Annotated in this window: 17 protein-coding genes; 15 read left to right on the plus strand and 2 right to left on the minus strand. The window is 53.1% G+C overall.

From position 1 onward, the window contains the following. From GXX34_01935 to GXX34_01945, 3 genes are all read left to right on the plus strand, one after another. Positions 1-158: Hsp20/alpha crystallin family protein (locus GXX34_01935; protein HHW06290.1), on the plus strand; the 158-nt coding region annotated here is incomplete at its 5' end. 116 nt (positions 159-274) lie between these two features. Continuing rightward, positions 275-964, plus strand: a complete 690-nt coding sequence (locus GXX34_01940) for a DUF1624 domain-containing protein (protein ID HHW06291.1) — start codon at positions 275-277, stop codon at positions 962-964. 180 nt (positions 965-1,144) lie between these two features. After that, positions 1,145-2,713 (plus strand): methylenetetrahydrofolate reductase, encoded by a 1,569-nt coding sequence (locus GXX34_01945; protein HHW06292.1) that lies wholly within the window; start codon positions 1,145-1,147, stop codon positions 2,711-2,713. A gap of 115 nt (positions 2,714-2,828) precedes the next feature. Here the strand turns inward: GXX34_01945 and GXX34_01950 are convergent, their stop codons facing one another. Further along, on the minus strand, positions 2,829-3,095 hold the full coding sequence (locus GXX34_01950) for a helix-turn-helix transcriptional regulator (protein ID HHW06293.1): 267 nt from the start codon (positions 3,093-3,095) through the stop codon (positions 2,829-2,831). A 476-nt stretch (positions 3,096-3,571) separates the two neighbouring features. On the opposite strand from GXX34_01950, the gene GXX34_01955 reads away from it, so the two are divergent. The 7 genes from GXX34_01955 to GXX34_01985 all read left to right on the plus strand — a co-directional run bounded on the left by GXX34_01955 (position 3,572) and on the right by GXX34_01985 (position 11,158). Beyond that, positions 3,572-4,741, plus strand: coding sequence for a M20 family metallopeptidase (locus tag GXX34_01955; protein ID HHW06294.1), 1,170 nt, complete (start codon positions 3,572-3,574; stop codon positions 4,739-4,741). 21 nt (positions 4,742-4,762) lie between these two features. Then, positions 4,763-5,836: an alanine--glyoxylate aminotransferase family protein gene (locus tag GXX34_01960; protein ID HHW06295.1), complete on the plus strand. Its 1,074-nt coding sequence runs from the start codon at positions 4,763-4,765 to the stop codon at positions 5,834-5,836. A gap of 35 nt (positions 5,837-5,871) precedes the next feature. Next, positions 5,872-7,113: a DUF1015 domain-containing protein gene (locus GXX34_01965; protein HHW06296.1), complete on the plus strand. Its 1,242-nt coding sequence runs from the start codon at positions 5,872-5,874 to the stop codon at positions 7,111-7,113. 80 nt (positions 7,114-7,193) lie between these two features. Then, positions 7,194-8,261 carry a DUF362 domain-containing protein gene (locus GXX34_01970; GenBank protein ID HHW06297.1) on the plus strand — a complete coding sequence of 356 codons (1,068 nt, stop codon included), beginning with the start codon at positions 7,194-7,196 and terminating at the stop codon, positions 8,259-8,261. Positions 8,262-8,362: 101 nt separating this feature from the next. Continuing rightward, a complete protein-coding gene (locus GXX34_01975; GenBank protein HHW06298.1) occupies positions 8,363-9,232 on the plus strand; it encodes a DegV family protein in 870 nt (289 codons plus the stop codon). A gap of 105 nt (positions 9,233-9,337) precedes the next feature. Continuing rightward, positions 9,338-9,805, plus strand: coding sequence for a restriction endonuclease (locus tag GXX34_01980; protein ID HHW06299.1), 468 nt, complete (start codon positions 9,338-9,340; stop codon positions 9,803-9,805). A 186-nt stretch (positions 9,806-9,991) separates the two neighbouring features. Further along, positions 9,992-11,158 (plus strand): MFS transporter, encoded by a 1,167-nt coding sequence (locus GXX34_01985; GenBank protein ID HHW06300.1) that lies wholly within the window; start codon positions 9,992-9,994, stop codon positions 11,156-11,158. A 105-nt stretch (positions 11,159-11,263) separates the two neighbouring features. Here the strand turns inward: GXX34_01985 and GXX34_01990 are convergent, their stop codons facing one another. Further along, positions 11,264-12,427, minus strand: coding sequence for a hypothetical protein (locus GXX34_01990; protein HHW06301.1), 1,164 nt, complete (start codon positions 12,425-12,427; stop codon positions 11,264-11,266). A 399-nt stretch (positions 12,428-12,826) separates the two neighbouring features. Here GXX34_01990 and GXX34_01995 point away from each other — a divergent pair, with 399 nt between their 5' ends. From GXX34_01995 to ssnA, 5 genes are all read left to right on the plus strand, one after another. Beyond that, positions 12,827-13,231, plus strand: a complete 405-nt coding sequence (locus tag GXX34_01995) for a MerR family transcriptional regulator (protein HHW06302.1) — start codon at positions 12,827-12,829, stop codon at positions 13,229-13,231. A gap of 13 nt (positions 13,232-13,244) precedes the next feature. Beyond that, positions 13,245-14,144, plus strand: coding sequence for a diaminopimelate dehydrogenase (locus GXX34_02000; protein ID HHW06303.1), 900 nt, complete (start codon positions 13,245-13,247; stop codon positions 14,142-14,144). A 227-nt stretch (positions 14,145-14,371) separates the two neighbouring features. Then, on the plus strand, positions 14,372-15,340 hold the full coding sequence (locus GXX34_02005) for a polysaccharide deacetylase (GenBank protein HHW06304.1): 969 nt from the start codon (positions 14,372-14,374) through the stop codon (positions 15,338-15,340). A 298-nt stretch (positions 15,341-15,638) separates the two neighbouring features. Then, complete coding sequence (gene ygfK, locus GXX34_02010) at positions 15,639-18,680, plus strand: putative selenate reductase subunit YgfK (protein HHW06305.1); 3,042 nt, start codon at positions 15,639-15,641, stop codon at positions 18,678-18,680. 83 nt (positions 18,681-18,763) lie between these two features. Then, entirely contained in the window at positions 18,764-20,098 is a 1,335-nt protein-coding gene (gene ssnA / locus GXX34_02015) for a putative aminohydrolase SsnA (GenBank protein HHW06306.1), read from the plus strand. Positions 20,099-20,147: the final 49 nt, after the last annotated feature.

Raw genomic sequence — 20,147 nt, forward strand, 5'->3', positions numbered from 1 at the left:
AGGAAAGGTATATGGGCCAATTTCGCCGCACCGTTACCTTGCCTACCACGGTCAAGGAGGATGAAATCAAAGCTACTTATCGCAACGGTATCCTGGAAATCCGGATGCCCAAAGAAAATCCCGGGCGCCGGAAGACCATCGATATTGAATTCGCATAAACCCACGAGCCCGGTGCTACCACCGGGCGATTAGCTTTACGGGCAACAAGGAGATGATGTTTTTATGTCGAATTAAAAGCTGGTCGTAAAATCTCCGAGGAGAAAAGCGTAGAGCCATGGAAAGACAGCGTTACCTCGAACTGGACTTTCTCCGGGGCATTACCTTAATTGCCATGATCCTTTGGCACCTGGCCTGGGATTTGATGTATTACTACGACTATCCTTTTCGCCTGGACCGGGGAGTGATGTACTGGGGCTTTCAATTTATCGCCCCTACCTTTATGCTGCTGGCGGGCATCAGCTGTTCTTTCACGCGAAATCATTACCGCCGGGCCTGGCGGGTGTTGTTGTTCGCTATGGTGATTACAATAGGTTCGTATTTTTATGACCCGGAGCAGGCCATCCTGTTTGGGATTCTTCATTTCATGGGTGTGAATATGCTGCTCTACCCGGTCTACCGCCGTTGGCCCAACTGGCTGCTCTTGACCATGGCCCTGTTACTGGTTTTGTCCGGTAGGATGGTAGCCGGAGTAGATATGTCCCATAACTGGTTGCTGCCCCTGGGTTTCAGGAGTTCCACTTACCGATCTTTCGATTATTTTCCTTTGATACCTTATGCCGGTTATTTCCTCACCGGCGTGGTCTTGGGGCGTGTTCTTTACCCCAACGGGCAAGCCCGCTTCCGGGTGCCCATGCCGCCGAATCCCATCAGCCGGCTGGGGCAGCATTCCTTGACGGTTTACCTGGTGCACCAGCCGGTACTATGGTCCGGCCTGTATTTGCTTCACAGGTGGGGATTGATTTAGGATGCAAAAACCAGGCAAAATCTTGTTGCAGGCTGATTTAGCTTATGATCTCTCAAAATTTGTGTAAATTGCGGCAGGATTAACTGTTCTTCTGACGAACTTAAGTAAGCTAGAGTGCAATTAGTACAATTCATAATTGTGCAATAATTTACCAGATCCCTTGGTTTAGGAGGAATTGTGATGGAAAACCGTTTTAAGAGTTCCTTGTTGGACAAGAACACAGTTTCTGTCACCTGGGAATTGGTGCCCGGTAGAGGAGCCAAAGAGCCGCAGCAGGAGTTTGCCGTTCAAGCCGCCGAACAGGCCGCCAAGGGGGGCAAAGTTCATGCCCTGACCATTACCGACAACCCCGGAGGAAACCCGGCCATGCTGGCCGATTACCTGGGGATGGAGGTCTTCCAAAAAGGCATTGAACCGCTGGTGCACTTTACGTGCAAAGATAAGAACCGCAACCAGATGGAGAGCCAGTTGTATGCTTTAGATAGAGCGGGAGTACGCAATTTGCTGGTCATGACCGGCGACTACCCAGTGACCGGTTTCAAAGGGCGCCCGAAACCGGTGTTCGACCTGGACCCGGTGCATGTGCTGGAATTGATTGAAGAAATGAACAAGGGGTTAGAATACCCGGGCATGAAAGGGACCATCAAGCACCAGCCCAGCGACTTTTTTGCCGGGGCGGCCGTATCCCCCTTTAAAGCCACGGAAGCGGAGCAAATGGTCCAGTATTACAAGCTCAAGAAAAAGCTGGATGCCGGCGCCAAGTTCATCATTACCCAAGTGGGGTACGATGCCCGCAAGTACCACGAGCTGCTGCTGGTCATGAAGCAGCTGGGCTACGACCATGTGCCGGTGGTAGGCAATATCTACGTGCTGCCTTTCGGTGCTGCTAAAGTGATGAATGCAAACCGCATTCCCGGCTGTGTGGTGACGGACAAATTAGTCGCCGATATCGAGAAAGAAAAAGACGCCCCGGACAAGGGCTTGGAAGCAAGACTGTTACGTGCCGCCAAGATGTATGCCTGGATGAAAGGCCTGGGCTTTGCCGGGGTTCATATCGGCGGGCACAACGTCAAGTACGAGCATGTGGAGTTTATCATTGAAAAAGGCGAGGAACTGAGTGCTAACTGGCAGGACCTGATTCATGAGTTCGATTACTCCATGCCGAACGGTTTCTACCTGTTTGAGAAAGACGAACAGACGGGCCTCAACAAGGAAGTGCCGGTGGACCGGAAGAACAGGCCCCTGGATGCGCCTGTGCCTTTCGTTTACAAGCTGTCCCGGTTTATGCACAACCTGATGTTTGAACCCGGGAAGAACTTGTTCGGCACCATGCAGAGAATCGCCGCCAACGCGGAAGGAACGCCCCGGGCGAAGCGTCTACACCGCTTTGAACACGCCAACAAAGTATGGCTGTATGACTGCAAGGATTGCGGGGATTGTGCCCTGATGGATTTGGCTTACGTGTGCCCCATGTCCCAGTGCCCCAAGAACCAGCGCAACGGGGCCTGCGAAGGCAGTTATTACGGTTGGTGTGAGGTGTATCCCAACGAGCGCAAGTGTGTCTGGGTGCAAGCCTACGCCCGGTTGAAGCAGTACGGTGAAGAGGAACAGCTGAATTCTTACCGGGTGAAGCCCTGCAATTGGGACCTGTACCAGACTTCCTCCTGGATCAACTTCTACCTGGGCAAGGACCACTCGGCGGAACGCCTTGGCATTAAGCACCCCAAGCAAAAAGAGGAGAAAAAGTAAAAGCTGGCCACCTGCGCCAGCTTTTTTGTATGAAATTGTATAAAAAGTATTGATCAATTTGCCATAATGGATTAATATGTCTAAGAATGGATAAAAATTACAACTCATGTCGTGCTTACTGCTTGGCCTCGGAATACTCTTCCCGGATTTCCTGAATCACCAGGCGGATTAACTCTTTTAACCCGTCGTAGCTGTAGGGGGTGGTCATGGCCGGGTGGTCTACACGCCCTAACAGGTAGTCCGTGGATACCTGGAAGAAATCGGCAAATTTGATAATGGTCTCTATATCCGGCTCCCGTTCATCTAATTCATACATGGACAAGGCGGAACGGCTGATGCCGATGACTTCCGCCAGCCTTTCTTGGGTCATGTTTTTTTGCATCCTGAGGTATTTTAGTCTCTGTCCCAGTCCCAAGTTCAACACTCGCTTTGCTTAATTAATCATTGTTTATGTCTTCAGATTCAAGGATAGCATAAAGGATTCCGGCTTTGAGCCACTAGTTGAGGCTCACGGGGCGGATGCCCTGCTGCCGGTAGTTGCATGTAGAGAATAAATATTTTATGATTAAGCTATCAACTACTTGCCACAAGATGTGATAAGACGGGAAGGTTAATGGAAAATGAAAAGAAGTTGCTGTGTAGTTTATCATTGTCCCCATTGTCACTTTCCTATAACTATTATCGGTGATCCTGCTCCCGTAGATGAATTGCTGGCCCGGTATTTGGCGAAAAATCCCCTGTGCCATCAATGTCTAAAAGCCATAAGTTAATTTCGTTTATTTTTTTTCCGCCTGAAAAAGGAATGGAGGCATTTAGGTAGAAACATAGAAAAAGTTTTAAATGAAGGAGTGGCACTAGATGTCTAGTGAACATGTTTATAATGATGTTATTGACCTTGCCAGAGAATTAGTCAGGATACCGAGTGAAAACCCGACCGGTACGGAAAAAGAAATCGGGGAATATGTGTTTGACTGGTTGAAAAGGGCCGGTATTGAAGTATGGAAGGAGCCGGTGGAAGGGGAGCGCTTCAACGTCCTGGCCCGGATCAAGGGAGAAACCGGGGATGTTCCTTCTCTCATCTGGCTGGCTCACCTGGATACGGTGCCGGCCGGGGAAGGGTGGACGAAAGACCCTTTCGGTGGAGAAATCATTGACGGCCGGCTCTACGGCCGGGGCAGTGCCGATATGAAAGGCGGCCTGGCGGCAGCCATGGTGGCTTTAAGACGGCTGGCCTCCCAAGGCTTTAAACCCAGAGGGGATTTGCTGCTGGTCGCTAGTGTGGATGAAGAGGGGCCCCATATGCTGGGCGCCATGGATGTTTACCGGAAAGGGTTCGCCAGTAAGGACTGTTACCTGGTGGCGGTGGAACCCTCGGACCTGAAAATCCTGGCCGCCCATAAAGGGCCCTTGTGGTACCGGCTGGAGGTCAAGGGTAAAATGGCCCATGCCGGCATGCCCCAGCAGGGCATCGATGCCATTCATGGGATGAGTGCAGTTCTTTTGCGGCTGAAAGAGGCGGTGCAGGCCCTGCCTTATGATGACGACCTTTTAGGGCGGGCCACGGTCAATATCGGCAAGATCCGGGGCGGGGTAAAGACCAATGTGGTGCCCGATTATTGTTACGCGGAAGTGGATCTTAGGGCCACTTATCCCATGACGGTGGAGGAGGCCGATGCCGTGATTGACAGGGCCTTGCAAGAGGGTGTGGCCCCGGTGCCCGGTGCGGTCGCCGCTTGGCAGCGATTGGGCCTTAAAAGACCGCCCCAGAAGATACCCGCTGATTCCCCTTTGCTTCGTTCATTTCGAGCTGCGGCCCAGGCGGTGCTGGGCCGGGCGGAAATTGCCGGTTTTCCCGCTTATACCGATGCGGCCATCATTGCCAGTTTGGTAGGCAGTCCCCATTGTTTAACCTTCGGTCCCGGCAGTCTGTCCCAAGCCCATGCCGTGGATGAATTTGTTCCTGTTCAGCAATTGCCGCTGGCTGCCCAGGTGTTAGCCCAGGCAGCAGTTCACTTACTTAACCCGTAAATTTGTTGGAGGTGGTAGATGATGCACAAAAAGCTGTTTATTCCCGGACCGGTAGAGGTGAAAGAGGATGTACTGGCGAAGATGGCCACGCCGATGATTGGCCACCGGAGCAAGGAAGCTTCCGAGCTGCAGCGGCGGATCAGCGCCAAAATGCAGCAGCTCTGGTATACGAAGCACCGGATCCTGCTTTCCACTTCCTCCGGCAGCGGTTTGATGGAAGGAGCCATCCGTTCCTGTACCAGGAAAAGAGCTGCCGTGTTTTCCGTGGGTGCTTTCGGGGACCGCTGGTATGAGATGGCCGTGATGAATAATGTGCCGGCGGATAAATTTGCCGTGGAGTGGGGCAAGGCGACCCTGCCGGAAATGGTAGATGAAGTGCTGGCCACCGGCAAATACGACCTGATCACCATTACCCATAACGAAACCTCGACGGGTATAGCTAACCCCCTGGAGGAAATTGCCCCGGTGGTGGAGAAATATCCAGACGTGGTCTACTGTGTGGACGCAGTCAGTTCCGCCGGGGGTATGAAAATCGAGGTAGATAAATTAGGGATTGATATTTGTATCACTTCCACCCAGAAAGCCCTGGGGCTGCCGCCGGGACTGGCCATTTGCACCATGTCGGAAAAGGCCGTCCAGGCGGCCCGGGAGGTTAAATACCGGGGGTATTATTTAGATCTATTGTCGTTGTATGAATTTATCGAAAAGAAAGATTACCAGTATCCTTCCACACCTTCGTTGTCCCACATGTTTGCTTTGGATTACCAGCTGGACCGGATCCTGGCCGAAGGGCCGGAAGAACGTTTTGCCCGGCATAAAGCCATGGCGGATTACGTGCGCGGCTGGGCGAAGACCTATTTTGCCCTTTTCCCGGAAGAAAAATACGCTTCCGATACTTTGACGGTGATTGCCAACACCAGGGAAATCAACGTGGGAGAGCTGAATAAGAAACTGGGTGAGCGGGGTTTTGCCATTTCCAACGGTTACGGCAAGTTGAAGGATAAAACCTTCAGAATTGCCCATATGGCAGATCTCACCTTGGATGAAGTGAAGGAACTCTTAGGGTGCATCGAAGAAATCCTGGCGTTGAACTAGTGAGGCTGTGGATGGTACAGACAAGGAGGCACAAAATGGCGATTATCAGACCTTTTCGTGGGATTAGACCCCTTCCGGAACGGGCGGCCCGGGTGGCCGCTCTTCCTTATGATGTAGTAACCACGGAGCAAGCCCGGGACATTGTACGGCATAATCCCGATTCCTTTCTCCGGATCGATAAAGCGGAAGTGGATTTGCCTGAGGATATTGATTTATATGACACCCGGGTGTATGAACAGGCGGCCGCCAACCTGCGGGAGTTCCGCCGGCAGGGTATTCTCGTGCAGGACCAACAACCCTATTACTACATTTACCAGTTGACCATGGCGGGACGCACCCAGACCGGTTTGGTGGCGTGTACCGCCGTCGATGACTATTTAAGGGGTGTCATCAAAAAACATGAATTGACCAGGACCGATAAAGAGGAAGATAGGATCAAGCACGTGGATTACTGCAACGCCCATACCGGACCGATTTTCATGACTTATCGCGCCCAGGCGCAGGTTAACCGCTGGCTGCAAACCTGGATGGAGGAGCACCCGCCCGTTTATGATTTTGTCGCCGAGGACTGGGTGCGGCATGAAGCATGGATGATTGATGATCCTGCTTTGATGGAAGACCTAACCAGAGCCTTTCAAGGGATCCAGCCTCTCTACATTGCCGACGGGCATCACCGGTCCGCCTCGGCGGTGAAGGTGGCCTTAAAAAGGCGGGAGGCGAACCCGGGTTACCGGGGGGATGAAGAGTTTAATTACTTCCTCGCCGTTCTCTTCCCCCATGACCAATTGCAAATCTTGCCCTATAACCGGGTTGTCAGCGATCTGAACGGACTGTCCCCGGCCGGATTCCTGGCGCAGGTGGGGCAAAAGTTTGATATAGAAGAGATAGGCGAAAAGCCCTACGCTCCCGCGGCACCCCATACCTTTGGCATGTTTCTGGAGGAAAAATGGTACCGGCTCGTGGCTAAACCCGGTTCTTTCGATGAACAGGATCCGGTTAAATCCCTGGATGTCTCCATCCTGCAGGAGAACCTCCTGGCCCCGGTGCTGGGCATCACGGATCCGCGCACCGATGCCAGGATTGATTTCGTCGGGGGTATCCGCGGGCTGGAGGAATTAGAAAGGCAGGTGCGGCAAGGGAAAGCCTGCGCTTTTGCCCTGTACCCCACCACGGTGGAACAGCTCATGGCCATCAGCGACGCCGGGGAGATCATGCCTCCCAAATCCACCTGGTTCGAACCTAAACTACGAAGCGGTCTCTTTATACATGAATTGTAAAGGCCGTCAACTATTGCCCTTTAAAGTCGCCGGCCCGTGTAGTAGAATAGACTTGTATTTCGTAGAGAGAGGTGAAACCATTGGCAAAGGTATGGTATTCCCCCGTATCAGACGGTGAAAGCCGGGAAGCGGTGGCAGCAAAGGTGCTGCAGTTGTTTGACGCCGCAGGTTTTGAGCAGCTTTTCGCTAAAGACGACCTGGTAGCGGTGAAGCTGCATTTCGGGGAACAGCATAACACCGGCCATATCAAACCGGATTATATCAAGCCCTTGCTGCAGCGGCTGAAAAGCTATGGGACTAAACCCTATTTAACTGATACTAATACCCTCTACAAGGGCCAGAGAACCAATTCCGTGGATCATCTCATGCAGGCTTATGAACACGGTTTTTCCATCGAGAACTTAGGTGTGCCCGTGATCATTGCCGACGGGCTGTTGTCCCGCAATCACAGGGATGTACCCATCAAGGGCAAGCATTTTGCGACCGTGACCCTGGCCAACGACATCCTGGACAGTGACGCCCTGGTGGTGTTGAGTCACTTGACAGGGCACATCATGACCGGCATGGGAGCCGCCATCAAGAACCTGGGCATGGGCGGCGCCAGCCGCAGCGGCAAGCAAAAACAGCATGCCGATGTAAAACCGGTGGTAGATAAGGAGAAGTGCCGGGCTTGCGGGGCTTGTCTCCGCCGCTGCCCGAAAGGGGCCATTTCCTATGTGGAAGGCGTGGCCTTTATCGATCATGAGACCTGCTACGGCTGTGCCGAGTGCATCGCCGCTTGCCGGACCGGGGCCGTGAAAGTGAGCTGGAGATCCTCCGGGATACGGCTGCAGGAGAAAATGGTGGAATACGCCCTGGGCACCGTGCAAGGGAAAGAAAACAAGATTTGTTTCTTCAACTTTTTGATGCATGTGACCAAGGAATGCGACTGCGTGGAGCGAGCCCAGGATAAGGTGATTGGCGATATCGGCATCCTGGCGTCTTACGACCCGGTCGCCATTGACAAAGCTTCCTTGGACCTGCTTGCGCAGGCAGCGGGGCGCGACTTGTTGAAAGAGCTGTGGCCGGAAAACGATGCCGGGGTCCAGCTCCGGCATGCGGAGGCACTGGGCCTGGGTTACTTGCAGTATGAATTGGTACAAGTTTAATTGTTAAAGAGGCTTGTATCGCGGCTAATCTTCGTCTACAATGGAAGGGATTAGCCGCTTTTTGTCACAAAAGGGCAGCAGAGGGCGGCGATTCCCGCAAAATGGAGGATGATGATTTGAACAGAATTGCCATTATTACCGACAGCACCTGTGATTTGGACCGGGAACTGGCCGACAAACTCAACATTCACGTACTGCCCTTAAAGGTGGTTTTCCCAGATGGAACAGAGTATCAAGACGGCGTTAACATCACCCCGGAAGAGATTTACGCCAAGATGCCGGCAGAAACCCCCGGTACTTCCATGCCGGGGCCGGGGGAAATCAGGGCCTTGTTTGAGAAGCTGCGGGATGAGGGTTACCGGCAGGTGATTGCCATTCATATTTCCTCCGGGTTGAGCAGTACTCTGGACGTGGTACGCATGGTAGCGCAGGATTTCCCGGAGTTGGAAGTGGAAGTCATCGATTCCAAAGCCTTGTCTCTAGCCCTTGCCTTCTTGGTGTTAAAAGCTGTGCAGCTGCGGGACCTGGGTATCAAGTTCAGGGAGATCGTGGAGGAGCTTTACCGGGCGCGGCCAAGAATTAAGGTGTTCTTTGTGGTGAAGACCCTGGAGTACCTGAAAAAAGGCGGCCGCATCGGCCTGGTCAGCGGCTCCCTGGGGGAAATACTGGACGTCAAGCCTATTATTTCGATTAATGAGGACGGGAAATATTATACCTACGGTAAAGTACGTGGTCGTGGCAAATCCCTGGCCAAATTGAAAGAGATCTTTCTGGAAAAAACGAAAAATAAGACAATTAACTTTGCCGTGGCCCACAGCGATGCGTTGGAGGAAGCCAAAGCCATTTACCAGGAGCTGCTGGAATGTACCACGTGCAAGATTAAGGAGAGCTGGTTTGGGCAAATCGGACCGGCCATGGGAGTCCATGCGGGTCCCGGCTTGGTGGGGATTGCCTACGAAGAGCTAGGTTGATAAAAACCCGTAGCTGTTACGGGTTTTTTTATGCGGGCAGGTAATGACCTGGTTTCCGTCGAATGTTAAGGTAGTAGATATGGGTCTATGGGAGGCAAACAGACAGTGGTTATACCCGGGCATTGGTGGATCATCAGTGCCGTTGTCGCACTGGCCTTGTACTTAATAGGAGACTACTTGTGCCGGCTGGAAGCAGCCGCGCCCGTAGGGCTATATGAGATAGACCGGATGGACAAGAAAAGTTTCCAGAGGTTTTGCGGCCGGCTGCTGAAACAGGTCGGCTACCGGGTGTCCCGCCCGAAAGAAGCCAGGCAATGGGTGAGCTTTGTCTTGGAAAAAGACGGTTTGAAGATGGCCCTGGTGGCAAAGCAGTACGGCGGGCCCGTCGGGGTAAGACCGGTGGAGAAGGCCAGTGCAGGAGCTGCCCGTAATCGCTGCGCCCGGGCCATTGTGTTAACCAACCGGGAGTTTACCCCGGAGGCACGGCAGCGGGCGGCGGAGCTGGGGGTGGAGCTGTGGGACCGGGACAAGCTGGCTGACCTGATTATCGTTTCCCGCAGCCGGCATCTATAAGGAGTTAGAGGTTATGCCGGTAGCCTCCGGCAGCTGGGCACCCGTTACGGCTGCCGGTATTTTTATGCCCGGGAAAATGGTTTATTTTCCCATGACCTAAAAAAGCAAAAATGGGCGAGAATAGTATTAATATTGGCATAATTACGAGAGGAGCGATGAGTTACATTGCGTAAAGCATGGGCAGTGATGTGGAGTGCTTTCCTAGCCTCCGTAGCGGTGGTGTACAACCAATTTAAAGTGTCGCCGGCCATGGCCGTCTTAAGGGAACAGTTACAGGTGGACATGGTTACCGGCGGCTGGTTGATGTCTATCTTTGCGGTGGCCGGGGTGATGCTGGCGCTGCCGGCGGCCGCCGTTCTCATGCGCCTGGGACCCAAGCTGAGCGGTTTGCTGGCGGTGGGCAGCGTCATGGTAGGTGCCGCCACCGGCGCTTTCGCCGGTAACCCTGTGACCCTGCTGATTTCCCGGGGCATCGAAGGCATCGGTCTAGGGCTTATCTCCGTGGTGGCCCCGGCGGTGGTAGCCATGTGGTTTGAGCCCCATGAACGGGGTCTGCCGATGGGCATCTGGGCCGCCTGGGTGCCGGTGGGAGCTACCCTGGCCCTGAACCTGGGGCATCCTTTCATTAATGCCTTTGGCTGGCGCGGTTTCTGGTGGTCCGGCGTGTTGCTGGCGGGAATTGCTTTCCTCCTCTACGCTTTAGTCGTCACCAGCCCGGAAGGGAAAAAGGAAGGCGGGGCGGAACCGGCGGGGCCGGCTCCTTCCCTGGTGGAAGGCTTAAAAGTGCCGGCTATTTGGGTATTGGGCTTATCTTTTGCCGGTTATAACTTTGTGGCCATCAGTTTCGGCACCTGGGCACCCTCTTTCTTCCAGGAACGCTTCGGTTTGGATGCCGGTCTGGCCGGCTTTTATGCGGGTTTAGTGTTTCTGGTTGCCGCTTTCATGGTGGTGGTGGCGGGTAAGGTGCTGGATCAAGTGCGGAATCGCTATCAAGTGCTGCTCATCTCGGTGGTGCTGACCTCTTTGATTTACAGCTGGGCCTTCCTCTTGCCCAAGCCGGAGTTTATTCTTCCCTATGTCATGGTTGTACCGCTCATTTCTTCCTTCTACCCGCCCTCGGTATTCACCTTGGCGCCGGAGACCATGCCTTCTCCGGCCTTGGCGGGCGTGGCCATGGCGGTGGTCAACATGGGTTCCAATTTCGGGGCTCTGATAGGGCCGCCCCTGGTGGGGTTTGCGGTCAACGCCGGCGGGAGCTGGTCTTACGGCAGCGTGCCGGTAGCGTTTGCCATGCTGGTGAGCGTGATCCTGGCCTTCGTCTTTGCTGCCCTGGCGGCGAAAAAACGCCCCTAATAGGGCTCCTGGCAGCCGGCGATTAACACCGAACGGTAGACTAGCGGTTTGTCAACAAATTGGGGAGTGCGGCAACCCACACTCCCCTTTGCTTGTAGTGATAAGCTATTTGACTTTGAAAGCTGTAGTAGCGGCTGGTTTAGAAGTTGAGTAGGCCGGGTAATAAACCTTGGCGGTGTAATTGCCTTTGGGTAGGTCCGGCAGGTACACAAAGCTATAGCTGGCTCCGCCGGCGGCCAGGGTCGTGGTGCCAAGGCTGCTGCCCAGGTTGGCGCTGTAACGCCAGGTGTACCCGTTGTCACCGGTAACGACTACTTCGAGAGCTTTGCTCATGGGATAATGAATTTTAACATCTTTGTTGGTAACGTTCTTCACTTCGAAAGCCACTTGGGGCTGCTTGCTGCCGTTGTACCAGGCTCTAAAGCTCAACTTGCCGGCCAGATTCCAATCGGTATCGCTGCTCCCGCTTCCTTGGTTATAGGAGAAACTGTAAGAAGCCACCGGATCGCTGCCTTTAGTCCCGTAGAAATAGGCGTAGGCATGATAGGTGCCTTTACTCAATTTAGGCAGCTTGGTGGTATACACTTTGGCTTGCCCCGGTGCCAAAGTTTCTGTCTTGGAACCCTGGGCGTACCACTTGGTCCAGGAGTCCTGCCAGACCTTTTGCCAGGCGGAGTTGAAGACGGTAATGTCAAACTCCTTGGCGGAGGGGAAGGATAACTTGATGCTCTTAGAGGAAGTGTTTTCCACCACGAACATGAGCTCTTGCTCATTCACTTGGAACAAGCGGTAGCTCAGGGTTTGCTTGTCCCGGTCCGGCGTCGGGTTTTGGCCGCTGCCGACGGTGAATTGGGTTTGGGCCACCACTCTGCCGGCGGAAGGTCCAGCGGCGAAGTACGCACTCAGGGTATAGTTCCCATTGGACAGCTTGGGCACATCTACTTTATAAAACTTGGCATGCCCGGGTAGGAAGTTTTCCTGCTTGCCTGTTTTGCCGAATTCCTTGGTGTCGGAGTAACGCCAGACTACTTGATTACCCTTTTTCAACACAAGTTCAAATTCCCTTTCCGTGGGGAAGTTCAGTCTCACCACTTGGCTGGATGGGTTGGTAACCAGGAAATAAAACTGGCCCTGGTCTTTCATGTAGTACACGAAATAACCCAGCGGGTCACCGGCCGCGGGAGCGGCAAGGGTGGGTGCTGCCAAAACAGGCAGCAAGAAAGCGGTTACGATTAGGATGCACAACCATTTCTTTGTACGGGATACCATTATAATTCCTCCTTCGGTCTTCTGGTTTATTCAGTTTTGGAGCACCGCTACTGACATCAATTATAGACGATGGGTGGTCGGGATGGTTGCATATTATACCCGGTAATTGTTGGGCCCCTTGGCAGAGTTGGCTAATAGGAAGCAGCCGGAGGAGCTTAATTCCGTCACGGGGTTTTCAGCACAACCGGCCATGTTGTTCACCCGGGAAATCTTTAGGTTAAGTCTAACGCCCTGGGCAGCTCGTTGCCTGTCAATTTTAAAAATTTAAAAGAAACTGCCATTGGATTTATCTAAATGAGCTTTTTTAAAAACTTTACAAGGAAGAAAAACAATTATATAATGAAAACATTAAGAGAGCAGACTAGAATACCGGTAATGCCGGAATAAGGAGGTTGTAGCATGGTGGAGTTTGATGCCGACCAGCCTTTGTATACCATTGGGGTCGTGGCGGAGCTTTTGGGGGTCCATCCGGAGACCCTGCGGGTGTGGGAACGGAATGGCTTGATCAAACCTGCCAGGAGCAACAAGCAAAGGCTCTATTCCAACAATGACTTGAAACGTCTCCGGTTTGTGAACAAGATGATTGAAGAAAAAGGCTTGAACCTGGCCGGGATCAAGCAGCTGATCCAGCTTTATCCCTGCTGGTGGATGAGAAACTGCGAGGGTGGAAGGTTTAGAGAAGATCAGCCGCAAAATTATGCCAAACCCTGCTGGAAAGAAGAAGGAACTTATTGTATCATAATTGAGGATAAAGCTGACATGTGCAGTTCCTGTGAGCATTGCCCGCATCGCGTGGCAGATTGAGGAGGATGGTAGTTTGGCAAAACGTAAGGTTGCGGTGGTTGGTTACGGCAATGTAGGCCGTTATGCCGTAGAGGCGATACAGGCCAGCCCTGATTTTGAACTAGCCGGTGTGGTGAGGCGGTCCCGGGGACAAAAGCAACCTCCTGAATTGACAGGGGTGCCGGTAGTGGCGGATATTAAAGAGCTTCCTCAGGTGGAAGGCGCCGTGCTGGCCGTACCCACCAGAATGGTACCGGAGTATGCTAAGCACTGCTTATCTTTGGGAATTAACACCGCGGACAGTTACGATATCCACGGGGAGTTAGCTCATCTGAGAAGTGAATTAGATGGGGTAGCCAAAGCCCATGGCAGCGTGGCGGTTATTTCCGCCGGCTGGGATCCGGGCACTGATTCCGTCATCCGCCTGTTAATGGAACTCATGGCACCGCGGGGCATTACCTATACTAATTTCGGCCCCGGCATGAGTATGGGGCACAGCGTGGCCGTGCGGGCCATCCCGGGCGTTAGAGATGCCCTCTCCATGACTATGCCTGCCGGTTTTGGCGTCCACCGGCGCATGGTGTATGTGGAGTTAGAGCCCGGCGCAGAATTTGAGCAAGTCAAGCAAGCTATTTTACGGGATCCGTACTTCATCCATGATGAGACCTTCGTATATCAAGTGGACGACGTTAAGCAATTGATGGACGTGGGGCATGGGGTCCTGATGGAAAGAAAAGGGGTCTCGGGCCAAACCCACAATCAAATCTTCAAATATGAAATGCGGATCAATAACCCGGCTTTGACGGCCCAAGTGATGGTGGCGGCACTGCGGGCAGCTTTCCGGCAGCAGCCCGGGGCTTATACCATGATTGAAATACCGTTAATCGATTGTCTCCCCGGCAACCGGGAAGAAATCATTAAACGGCTGGTATAAAAGAGGCAAGGGAAAAAGATACCTGCCTCTTTTTGTTTTTGTTTTTCTCCACAAGGATAATGGCAGGAGGTGCCGAATTCATTGCTTATGATGGTGAAATTTAGAAGATTTTGGCGAAACCTTCATGTAGGGAGTTTCGTCAATAGGTGTATGAGCTTAGCATAATTGTGGCGAGCTTCATATAATCTTATTGTGCACTGAGAGCAGGAAACCGGGGAGGATCAATCATGGGGAGAAAAATATTGATTGCGGCGCTTAGTTTAATGCTGGCTTTTGCGGTGGGTTGCATCTTTGGTTTTGGTTATTACTATGTCAGTTCCGGATTTCCCGGTGTGAGCGCCACTCCCTTGGAACCTTCCTCTCCCCCACTGCCTGAAGAGGGGCAGGAGGTCTCCCGGGACAGTCTTCCTGCCGGTGAGGATGCAAGCCAAGAACTGCCTGCCGGGGAGAGGGGTCTGCCGGCAGGAACCGGTGAGCCGGATCAAACAGGTACCATCTTTGCGCCGGACGTGATTGAGGAACCCGGTGCCGGCCCAGGCGGCGGTGCTGACCCGGCCGGAGGGGCGGCAGGAGCCAAAATTGCTTATATCACCATAGACGACGGGCCTGACCCGGTCCACACCCCGGCTATTTTGGAGATCCTGGACCACTACAATGTAAAAGCATCCTTCTTTGTGCTGGGCACCAATGCCCAGAAATATCCGGAGTTAATCAAGCTGGTGCACGAAAAGGGGCACACCATCGGCAATCATACCTACAATCACATCTACAAAGAAACCTATGCCAGCGACGACAGCTTTTGGGATTCCGTAAAGAAAACCGAGGATATCCTGTACGAGCTGCTGGAATACCGGCCCACTCTCATCAGGGAACCGGGCGGCCGGTTCAGGACCAATCCGGAGAAACAGCAGATGATCCGGGATCAAGGGTATGATCTAGTATATTGGAATATAGATTCCTACGATTCCCGCAGCCCCATCCCGGATAAGGATACGATTTTTGCCAACGTCAAGCGGCAGGCGCAAAAAGAGCACCTCTGGCCCGCCATGGTGATCCTGTTCCACGAAAGCGGCGGGCACCGGAGTACGGTGGAGGCCCTGCCCCTGGTGATTGAATACTTGCTGCAGGAAGGCTTTACCCTGAAGCCTTTGGCGGAAATGGACAAAACGGTGATGGCGGACCTGCCGAGACCATAATTATCTACAGTATGCATTATTGGAATGCTGTTTTTTGGCACAGCGACCTTTTGCCCTGAGCAAAAGGTTTGTTTTTTTGCCTCATACAGCCAAGGGCGGCAATACATTAGTTTTTCGTACCTGGATAAACTAAAGGCAGGCAAGGGCCGCGGTGACAACCGTAACATTTGTTCAAAACATCAAAGCAAGCAGGATTCTGCTCCTCTAAAGAGAATTAAAAATATACAGAAGATGTTAGACATCTATACCATAGGAAAAACTCTCTGCCAAGAACATAAACGCATAAGGAGGATCAAAAATGGGTGACCTGATGCGACCTATTCCGTTTAAGAAGATGGTGAATTGGGTGCTGCAAGAACTTGAGGACAGCGGCTCCATCTACGGGGTGCCTAAGAACAAATTCTACCGTAAGAAGACTGAGGCATGCCTGCCGATGTTTGACAGCTGCTTGGGTATTCCCATCGGTCCCGCCGCCGGTCCCAATACCCAACTGGCCCAGAACATTGTGACTTCTTTCCTGGCAGGCGGGCGGTTTATCGAATTGAAAACCGTGCAAATCCTGGACAAGTTGGAACTGCCTAAACCCTGTATTAATGCCCAGGATGAATGCTACAACACCGAGTGGTCTACGGAACTGGCGATTGAAGATGCTTTAAACGAGTATATCAAAGCCTGGTTCTTACTCCATGTCCTCGATAGAGAGCTGTTTCATCATGAATCCCCGTCTTTCATTTTCAACATGAGCGTCGGCTATGACCTGAAAGGAATCCAGTCTCCCAAGGTGGATGCTTTCATTGAAGGTTTAAAAGATGCCTCCCGAACGGACATCTTCCAGGAATGCAAGGGCGCTCTGAAAGAAATGCTTCCCCGCTTTAAGCACATTGATGAGGCCTTTGTGGACAGTATCTCGCCGCATATTTGCAATTCCATAACCTTGTCAACGCTGCACGGGTGTCCCCCGGCGGAAATTGAAGCTATTTCCAAGTACCTGCTGACGGAGAAAAAGCTGCACACCTTCGTCAAGATGAACCCAACCCTTTTGGGATACGATTTCGTGCGCCGTACCTTCGACAGCATGGGGTACGATTATATTGCCCTGAAAGAAGAATCTTTTACTCACGATCTGCAGTACAGCGATGCGGTACCCATGCTGCAGCGGCTGAAGCAGGTAGCCAAGGAACAGGGCAAGGAATTCGGCGTGAAACTCTCCAACACGCTGCCGTCTCCCATTAAAAGAGGAGAACTGCCCGGGGAAGAAATGTACATGTCCGGCCGTTCCCTGTATCCATTGACCATCAATCTCGCCAGGAAGCTGGCCAACGAGTTTGACGGGGAATTGAAAATCTCCTACTCCGGTGGTGCCGATTACTACAACTTAGGCAGGATCCTGGCAACGGGTATCTACCCGGTAACCATGGCCACCACCCTCTTAAAACCCGGCGGTTACCAGAGGTTCTACCAATTGGCTGAGATCGCCGAGGAAGCGATGGGCCAAGGGCTGCCCGGAAAAATCGATCTGGAGAAACTGAATAGACTGGCCGATGACGCCCTCAAAGATCCGAATTTCCAAAAAGGCAAGCGGACGGTGCCCAGCCGGAAGATTGACCGCCGGCTGCCGCTTCTGGATTGCTTCGTGGCACCCTGCACCATCGGCTGTCCCATTGAGCAGGATGTGCCGGAGTATATCCGCTTAGTCGGGGAAAAGCGCTTTGAAGATGCCTTCCGGGTGATCGTGGCGAAGAACCCCCTGCCCTTTATTACCGGTACCATCTGTAACCACCTGTGCCAGACCAAGTGCACCAGGATCGACTATGATATTTCCGTGATGATCCGGAACCAGAAACTAGAAGCGGCGGAAAACGGCTATGACAGCTATATGGCCAAGCTGGAAACACCGGCCAAAACCGGCAAAGCCAAGGTGGCCGTGATCGGAGCCGGTCCTTCCGGTTTGGCGATGGGTTACTTCCTGGCCCGGGCCGGGCTGGATGTGACCATCTTTGACAAGAGAACAAAAGCCGGCGGTACCGTCCAGTGGGTCATCCCGGACTTTAGGATCCCCAGGGATGCTATCCAAAAGGATATAGAGCTCATCAAGAGGATGGGTGTGAAGTTGGAACTGGGTGTGGCTCCGGACTTTTCCGTGGAGGAATTGAAGCAGCGGGGGTTTGACTACATCTACTTAGCTATCGGCGCCGGCAAGTTCCTTCCCCTGGACATCGAGGGAGAACGGGACAAGGTGCAAAGCGCCTACCAGTTCCTGGCCCAATTCGTGGAGGATCCCAGCCGGTTGAACCTGGGGAGAAATGTCGCCGTCATCGGCGGCGGCAATACGGCCATGGATACGGCCCGGGCAGCTACCCGGGTGGCCGGTGTGGAGAAAGTCTATATCGTTTACCGGCGAACCAGAGAATACATGCCCGCCGACCGGGAGGAAATCACGCTGGCCCTGTCTGAAGGCGTGGAACTGCTGGAGCTCCTGGCGCCGGTTTCCCTGGCAAACGGCATCTTGAAGTGCCAAAAACTGCAGTTGGGTGAATTCGACAGCGCCGGGCGGCGTAAACCGGTACCCATTGAAGGTGCTTTCCTGGAGCTGCCGGTGGACACGGTCTTGACGGCTACCGGCGAGGGTATCGACTCAGAAATCTATGCCAAGAACGGCATTGCCCTCGATGACCGGGGCTACCCGAAAGTGAACCCGGATACCCTGGAAACCAACTTGGAGAATGTCTATATCGGCGGCGACGGCTTGTACGGGCCGAAGACGGTGGTGGAAGCGATTGCCCATGCGGCGAAAGCAGCCAGGGACATTTTGGCCAAGGAAGGCATGGGCGCAGCCAGTTGGGATCCGGAAACCAGCTTTGATCCGGAAAAACAGAACCAAGAGATCCTGGCGAAGAAGGGCGTCCTGAAAGAGCCCGAGGAGGCGCCGGAAAGCGAAAGATGCCTGGAATGTAACACCATTTGCGATATCTGCGCGGAGGTCTGCCCGAACCGGGCCAACTTCACCGTGGAAGTTCCTTCCCTAAGCAATAAGAACCAGATTGTGCATATCGACGGCATGTGCAATGAGTGCGGCGACTGTGCTACCTTCTGCCCGTACCAGGGTGCCCCTTACCGGGAAAAGATGACCCTGTACTGGAGCGAAGAGGACTTCTTCAACAGCGCCAACCCGGGCTTCCTGCTCCTGGAAGGCGGGGATACACCGACCTTCAAGGTGCGCCTGGACGGTGAAGTGAAGACGGTGAAATTTGATGCCGACGGCAAGACCAAAGACCTGGCCAATGAATACATTGCCGACTTGATCTGGACAGCTTATGCCGATTACAACTACCTGTTCTAAGGGTGAGCGGCAGTGCTGCGGCTTTCGGGAAGGGAACCGGCCTTCCCTTCCCGGAGTCCCTATTCTAAATAGGAGGTGTTGCTATGTTCATTGTAGGCAACGGATTGGTGATTACCGTTGATGAACAAGGCACGGTGTTGGAAAACGGTGCGGTGGTGGTGGAGGGCAATCTAATCAAAGAGATCGGTGATACGGCAGCCATGAAAGCCAAGTATCCCCAGGCGGAGTTCATGGATGTCAAGGGCAAAGTGATTATGCCCGGCATGATCAACGCCCATCACCATTTTTACAGTACCTTTGCCAGGGGCATTCCTTCCAAAGGCGGGAAGCCGGCCAAAACTTTCGGTGAAGTGCTGGAAGGTTTGTGGTGGCGGTTAGATAAGACCTTGACTTTGGAGGATGTTTACTACAGTGCCATGCTGCCGATTATTGACTGCGTCAAATGCGGAGCCACCACGGTTTTTGACCATCATGCCAGCCCCCATGCCGTCAAAGGCAGCCTGGACATGATTGCCAAAGCGGTGCTGGAAGCAGGTATTAGGGCCTGCCTGTGTTATGAACTGTCCGACCGGGACGGGGAAAAAATTACCCAGGAAGGTATTGAGGAAAACGTGGACTTCCTGAAGAGAGTTGCCCAGAATAACGAAGGGGACATGCTGGCGGCTTCCTTCGGGCTCCATGCTTCCCTGACCTTAAGCGATGAAACGTTACGAAAAGCCAAAGAGGCCGCCAGTGCCTTAGGGGCCGGTTTCCATGTCCATACCGCCGAAGGACCTGAGGATGTGGAAGACAGCCTCAAAAAATCCGGCATGCGCGTGGTGGAAAGGCTCAACAGCTTTGGTATTCTCGGTCCCAAGACCTTGGCCATTCACTGTGTCCATGTCAATGACCGGGAAATCGAAATCCTGGCAGAAACGGGCACCAACGTAGTCCACAACCCGGAATCCAACATGGGCAATGCAGTCGGGGTTTCTCCCGTGACCAAGATGTTAAATGCCGGGGTCACCGTCGGGTTAGGCACCGACGGGTTTACCTCCGATATGTTTGAAAGCGTGAAAGTGGCTAATGTGCTGCATAAACACGCTGCCCAAGATCCCAGCGCCTCCTGGGCGGAAGTGCCGCAGATGATCTTTGACAACAACCAGAAAATCGCGGCTAAGTTTTTCCAAAAACCCTTGGGTAAACTGGTGCCGGGTGCTTATGCGGATATTATCGTGGTGGATTACTATCCCTGGACCCCGGTCCATTCCGGCAACTACTACGGCCACGTGCTTTTCGGCATGTCCGGGCGGGCTGTGGAAACCACTATCGTTAACGGTAAAGTTTTGATGAAAGACCGGCAGCTGTTGTTTGTGGACGAGGCGGAAGTAGCCGCCAAGGCCAGGGAACTGGCTGTGAAAGTTTGGGAAAGATTTTAACAGTAGTTTTCTGGACGGGTGGAGTTTTGCCTAGCCGCGGCTCCACCTT

The organism is Clostridia bacterium (assembly GCA_012840125.1).
GTDB lineage: Bacteria > Bacillota > DULZ01 > DULZ01 > DULZ01 > DULZ01.